The organism is Sulfuricurvum sp., assembly GCF_022759005.1.
Taxonomy (GTDB): Bacteria; Campylobacterota; Campylobacteria; order Campylobacterales; family Sulfurimonadaceae; genus Sulfuricurvum.
In genome coordinates, this window is record NZ_JAEMQA010000122.1 from 1 (window position 1) to 6,919 (window position 6,919).

Here is a 6,919-nt window from a genome sequence, read left to right on the forward strand (position 1 = left end):
ATGGTTCGACAAGCTCACCACGAATGGAAAGCTGGGTTATGCAAGAAGTCTAATAAACTGTTATCGTTAGTCCAACAGCCATTTCCTGAATATTTTACTTTTTATCGGTCGATTTACAAATTTTTTAAAACACTCTTCTGCAATGTTACGAGAAATCGCAACATAGCTAAGATGATCAAGTTGATCGATTTTCCCGATTTGATCTTTTGTTAATTCGCATTCATGAATAAGTGCCCCGACAATGTCTCCGGCACGCAGTTTTTCTTTTTTACCCGCATCAATACATATCGTACGCATCGGTGTATCAATGGCATTTGTCTGTGGAGTCACAGGAAGTTCTATCGGTGAAACGGAGCGGTTGAGCTCATGAAATCTCTCCATCTGATACTCTCCGACCAAGCTGATGGCAATCCCTTCTTTACCTGCACGTCCCGTTCGTCCGATACGATGGATATAACGTTCCGCCTGCATCGGGATATCAATATTGATAACGGCATCTAATCCGTCAATATCGATACCCCTTCCGACCAAATCGGTTGCGACAAGAATGGGCGCACTTAAATTTCGAAACTGGATAATCGTTTCTGTACGTTCAAACTGCTCCATATCGCCGTGCAATAATAATGCGTGAACGCCGATATGATTCAGTTCTTCGCATAGTGCATTGGCTTCAGTTTTTGTATTGCAAAAAAGGATACAGTTGGAGATGTCGTGATGATGCAGCACTTTTGGAATTGCTGAGAGTTTATCATTGCAGCGATAGGCGATCTCCTCTATACGCGGTTTATGTACCTCTTGCTCGATTGTAACACTAAGCGGATCATTCATGAATCGTTTGGTGATGTCTTGAACCGATTCCGGAAATGTTGCGGAAAAGAGAAGTGTTTGCCGAGGGGAGGGGATAAAATCAAATATGGCACTAATATCGTCGATAAACCCCATGTCAATCATTTGATCGGCTTCATCCAATACGGCATGTTTGATAGATGATGGATCGAATGATTCGATTTGCAATAGTTTTAGAACTCGGCCGGGTGTTCCGACGATAATATGGGCACCGTGTTTAAGTGAATGGATTTGCCCTTTCATCGGTACGCCTCCACAGAGGGTCAGAACCTTAATATTTCCGATCTCAGAAGCCAATGAACGGATTGCTTTGGCCACTTGTTCAGCTAATTCGCGGGTAGGGCAGAGGATAAGTGCTTGAGTCCCAAAAAGTCGAGGATTGATCTGTTGCAAGATCCCAAGGGAGAAAGCTAACGTTTTTCCGCTTCCCGTATGTGCTTGGGCAATACAATCTTTTTGTTCTAATATAATTGGAAGAGTAGTGCTCTGAATAGGGGTCATTGCAGCAAAATCAAGTCGTGAGAGAGCCTTTTTGAGTTGCGGTCGTAAAAATAGGGTATCGAATGAGGACATAGTGCTGCTTTAAGAGTGTTGATAAGAGATTATAGCATATATGGGAACTGTAAATAAGGATAGAAGAATAACTACGCAAGCGTGCGTGAGCCTATTGCTGAAGTAAACTCAGCGTTAGCGTAGCTATCGGGACGAATTCCGATAGCGTATGTATATGTTTATACGGCTTTGATCGTTACGCCGTATTTTTCCTCAGCAACGTTACGTGCTTCGAGGTGGTAGTTGTTGATCTCATTGAAGTTGAGATATTTATAAACATCGTCTGCTTTTCCAGCCAATTTTTGCGGAACGATACTCATGTATTCTTCAACAGTTGGGATACGTCCCAATTTCGCACATACCGCTGCAAGCTCTGCTGAACCGAGATAGACTTGCGTCCCTTTGCCCAAACGGTTGTCGAAGTTACGGGTAGAAGTCGAGAATACCGTTGAACCTTCGCGGCTAGATGCTTGGTTGCCCATACAGAGTGAACATCCCGGAACTTCCGTAGTAGCCGCTACCGATTTATAAACGTCGTAGTACCCTTCGTTGATGAGTTGTTGCTCATCCATGCGAGTCGGAGGTACGATCCAAAATTTCTCAACGGCAATTTTACTTTCGCCGCGCATGACTTCACCCGCTGCGCGGTAGTGACCGATATTGGTCATACAGCTACCGAGGAATACTTCATGGATTGTTTCACCCGCTACTTCGGAGAGCAATTTGACGTTATCTGGATCGTTCGGACATGCCAAAATAGGCTCTTTTATTTCATTAAGGTCGATTTCGATGATTGCCGCGTATTCTGCATCCGCATCCGGCTCCATCAATGTCGGAGCGGCCAACCATTCTTTCATTTTGTCGGCACGGCGTTGAAGCGTACGAGCATCTTCGTAACCATCCGCAATCATTGCTTCGATCAACGTTACGTTTGATTTTAGGTACTCGATTACCGGCTCTTTATTCAGACGTACGGTACATGCCGCCGCTGAACGCTCAGCCGATGCGTCAGAGAGTTCGAACGCTTGTTCGACTTTCATGTTTGGTAACCCTTCGATCTCCAAAATACGTCCGTTGAAGATGTTTTTCTTCCCTTTTTTCTCAACGGTGAGCAACCCTTGTTTAATCGCATAGTAAGGGATAGCGTTTACAAGGTCACGCAATGTGATACCCGGTTGCATTTCACCTTTGAAACGAACCAATACAGACTCAGGCATTTCAAGCGGCATAGATCCTGTAACCGCTGCAAAGGCAACAAGTCCTGAACCCGCTGGAAATGAGACGCCGATCGGGAAACGGGTGTGTGAGTCACCGCCTGTACCTACCGTATCTGGCAATACCATACGATTCAACCAGCTGTGGATAACTCCATCACCTGGGCGAAGAGCAACACCGCTACGAGTAGAGATGAATGCCGGAAGAGTTGCGTGAAGTTTCACGTCTGATGGTTTTGGATACGCTGCCGTATGACAAAACGACTGAAGAACAAAATCAGCCGAGAACCCAAGAGCTGAGAGCTCTTTGATCTCATCACGAGTCATCGGTCCGGTTGTATCTTGGCTTCCTACCGTACTGGTGATCGGTTCACAGTACATGCCCGGGCGAACACCTTCCATGCCACATGCTTTCCCCACCATTTTTTGGGCAAGAGTGTACCCTTTGCCCGTATCGGCAGGTTGAATCGGTTGTGCGAAAATGGTTGCAGGTGCCATACCGAGTGCGGCACGAGCTTTAGCCGTCAATCCGCGTCCGATGATAAGCGGGATACGTCCACCTGCACGAACCTCGTCTTCGATGGTATTTGGGCGGAGACTGAAAGTCGCGATTTGGGTACCGTTTTTTGTAATGGTTCCCGCTTTTGTATCGATATCGAGTACATCGCCCGTTTCCATTTGAGTCACATCCGCTTCGATCGGTAATGCACCGGAGTCTTCACAGGTAGCGAAAAAGATCGGAGCAATGATGCCGCCGATAACGACACCGCCGGTTCGTTTGTTTGGAATTCCGGGAATATCTTCACCCATATGCCATTGGACAGAGTTCGCCGCTGATTTACGGCTTGAACCGGTTCCGACAACATCACCGACGTATGCGATTTGCATCCCTTTGGCTTTAAGTTCAGCGATTTTTGCGATACCTTCAGGCATTTTAGCTGAAAGCATAGTTGTCGCATGGAGAGGGATATCCGAACGGGTAAATGCCGCGCTTGCAGGTGAGAGGTCATCAGTGTTGGTTTCGCCCGGGAATTTAAAGACGACAACGCTGAATTTTTCAGCGAGCGGTTGTTTGCTCGTGAACCACTCAGCATCAGCCCATGATTGGAGTACTTCTTTTGCATACGTGTTCGTTTTTGAAAGCTCTACGACATCGTTGAACGCATCGTACACCAAAAGGGTGTGTTTGAGCTGATTTGCCGCTTCTTGCGCAAGGCCATCAATTGTCAGTGCGTCGATAAGAGGTTTTACATTGTAGCCACCTACCATTTTTCCTAGGATTTGGATGGCAGCGATTTTGTGATCATTACTGTTGATATCGCTGTTGTCCGCCAAAAATGCTTTTACTTCACCTTGGACAACTTGGTGTAAAAATGCCGCTTTAACGTGTGCACCGTCGTCAACACCCGGATTGACACGATTTGCAAGCATATCAACCAACTCGCTGTTTTTCGCTGTTTCTGCGCTAATGAGTTCAACAAGAGCGCTAACTTGCTCTTTGGTTAATGGCAACGGGGGGATACCCTGTGCCGCGCGTTCTGCTACGTGTGCTTTGTATTCGTCCATAAAAGCCATAATGACTCCTGTGAGTGTTAATTTTGAATGATTATATCAGAAGAAAAAACCCATTTTTTCAATATGTTACAAAAGTAAACATATTTTTATCCAATTAAATTTTATAATGAGCATATTTGTAACATATTTTCCTACTAAAAAGATTTATGACAAATACTTGGGATTCAAAAAGGGGAAGCTTGTATTATAAGCAAAAGGTAAAATGAGTAGATTCTCCACATTTGGAGAATTAAAATGGATTATCTATGATAATGTCACGATTCCCTTTGGCATTCGGGGCAGAGAGGATACCGTTATTTTCAAGCTGTTCGATAAGACGTGCAGAGCGGTTATAGCCGATTTGCAATCGTCGCTGTAGATAACTGATTGAGGTTTTTTGTTCCGAGAGAACAATATTTTTGGCTTCTTCATACAGTTCATCGGTTTCTTCATCGGAGGATGTATTGGTATCCGATTTCGTAACATCTTCTTTGTCACGCAAAAATCGGCGGTCGTAGTCCGGCTCGCGTTGACTTTTGAGGAAATCGACCACTTTCTCAATCTCCACTTCGGTACTCCATGGAGCATGAAGCCGTATAAGACCGCTCATTCCCGGAGGGGTAAAGAGCATGTCCCCGCGTCCTAGGAGCGATTCGGCTCCCATCCCGTCAAGGATGATTTTACTGTCGATTTTTTGTCCCACTTTGTAACTGATGCGTGATGGGAGGTTCGCTTTGATAAGACCTGTGACGACATCAACACTCGGACGCTGTGTCGCGACGATCAAGTGGATACCGCTTGCCCGTGCCATTTGTGCCAAACGGGCGATAGAGTACTCTACATCTTTGCCGCTGGTCATCATCAAATCGGCAAGCTCATCGATAATGACGACAATATACGGTAAAAGATCCCGTTTCTCAGCTTTTGCTTTGTCGTTGAAATTCTCAATATTTTTGGTGCGTGTTTCACTCATCAGTTGATAACGGCGTTCCATCTCATACACCATGTTGTTGAGAGCAGAAATAGCCTCTTTTGGTTTCGTGATAACCGGAGTGAGTAGGTGCGGGATATCGTTATAGATCGAAAATTCCAACATCTTCGGGTCGATCATGAGCAGTTTGAGCTGATCAGGGGAATTTTTGTAGAGCAAACTCAAGATCATTGAATTGATACCGACACTTTTACCACTTCCCGTGGTTCCGGCGATGAGGAGATGCGGCAGTCTTTTAAGATCCGTGATAAACGGTTTTCCGACGATGTCTTTTCCTAAAATGAGAGTGAGAGGAGATGCTGCCTCTTGGAAAAGTTGACTCTCTAATATTTCACGAAGGTAGATCGTCTCAACCGCTTTGTTAGGAATCTCTATCCCAACGACATCTTTTCCGGGGATCGGGGCTTGGATACGGATGGTTTGTGCTTTTAGCGCCATCGCAAGGTCATCTTGCAACCCTAAAATTTTAGAGACTTTAATATTTGCGGCAGGTTTGAATTCAAACGTCGATACAACAGGACCCGCATAGGTACGTACGACATCCCCTTCGATATTGAAATGTTTCAGTTTTTCAATCAGATCGCGGATTTTGTCGTCAAGTTCTGCTTCATCGACAAGGGTTTGTTTCTTGGGAGGATTTTGAAAAAATTCCAAGGGTGGTAGTTTGAAATTTTTCGGTTTTTCACTGACCCCTTTATCGATTTGATCCAAAAGAATTTTATTCTCTTCGAGTTCATCTACAACGAGGGCATGTTGTTTGGACTCTTTGACTTTTTTTGCCATGCTCAGAATGGTCGATTCGCTCGGCGGTGGAGTAGGGGATTCAACCTGTATGGTAGGCTTGGTGTCAAGAGGGGCAATTGTTTCAGGTTCCATCGATATATCAATGGTTGAAACGTCCTCGATAGGGGCGTTGTACGGCGAATAATACGGTTTTGCTTCAATCTCTTTGTTTTGTATCTCATCCTCAATTATTGCGATCTTTTCATGGCTGGTCGCTATAGCAGGTTCTGTAGGCTCATCTGCAATTGGAAGTTGTTTTTTAGGTTTCGGAGTTGTAAGCGGTTTGTCCATGTACTCTTTTAGAGGCTGGGCGAGTTCGGAGAGACTTTGTTCCATAACCAGAACCACCGATACGGTTGCCATCATAAGCCACAATATCCATAAGCCAAATCCGCCGATATAAACGGCTAAGCTATCGGCAACGCTTCCGATTAAGGCTCCGCGATATTCTCCGTTTACAACGAGAGCTTGGAAAAAAAGAAGAGCAACAAAAAGCAATGCGAAAACGATACTCATCTCAAGTCGTCGATGAATTTCACCGGTATATTTGTACCAATACAGAAGGGGTACCATAAGCAGTAACAAATAGGTATAGGCAACATACCCGAATAGATGGAGATTCATTTGTGCAAAGGATGCACCATAGGTTCCTATGATGGATGCATCACCGATGATTGTGGCAAGTCCGAGATAAAATAAGATGCCGAAACCGGCAATAAAAAGAATGTCGCGTAAAATAGGGAGTCCTTAGGATAATTGTCTCAATTTTAGTGTTAGATTATAGCAAAAAAGGGTATAGAAACCCAATTTAATTGCAGTTTGCTACATATAATTGACGAGAGATAGTTTGGAAACTTTGGAGATATTAGATAGCAGTGCTTGGTAATTGAGACTAAGCTGTTGCATACGTGAGGCACTTTCGGCCATATCCGTATCGATCACATCCGATTGAAGTTTTTTCGTATTGACGATAAGTAGA

The 6,919-nt window shown here is 44.6% G+C and carries 3 protein-coding genes; all 3 read right to left on the reverse strand.

Annotated features, from left to right (window positions below):
- Positions 1 to 66: 66 nt before the first annotated feature.
- The 3 genes from dbpA to JHC35_RS07655 all read right to left on the reverse strand — a co-directional run bounded on the left by dbpA (position 67) and on the right by JHC35_RS07655 (position 6,678).
- Positions 67 to 1,419: an ATP-dependent RNA helicase DbpA gene (gene dbpA / locus JHC35_RS07645; protein WP_295043769.1), complete on the reverse strand. Its 1,353-nt coding sequence runs from the start codon at positions 1,417 to 1,419 to the stop codon at positions 67 to 69.
- Between the two features lie 158 nt (positions 1,420 to 1,577).
- On the reverse strand, positions 1,578 to 4,187 hold the full coding sequence (acnB, locus tag JHC35_RS07650) for a bifunctional aconitate hydratase 2/2-methylisocitrate dehydratase (RefSeq protein ID WP_295043772.1): 2,610 nt from the start codon (positions 4,185 to 4,187) through the stop codon (positions 1,578 to 1,580).
- A 229-nt stretch (positions 4,188 to 4,416) separates the two neighbouring features.
- Positions 4,417 to 6,678 carry a DNA translocase FtsK gene (locus JHC35_RS07655; protein WP_295043775.1) on the reverse strand — a complete coding sequence of 754 codons (2,262 nt, stop codon included), beginning with the start codon at positions 6,676 to 6,678 and terminating at the stop codon, positions 4,417 to 4,419.
- Positions 6,679 to 6,919: the final 241 nt, after the last annotated feature.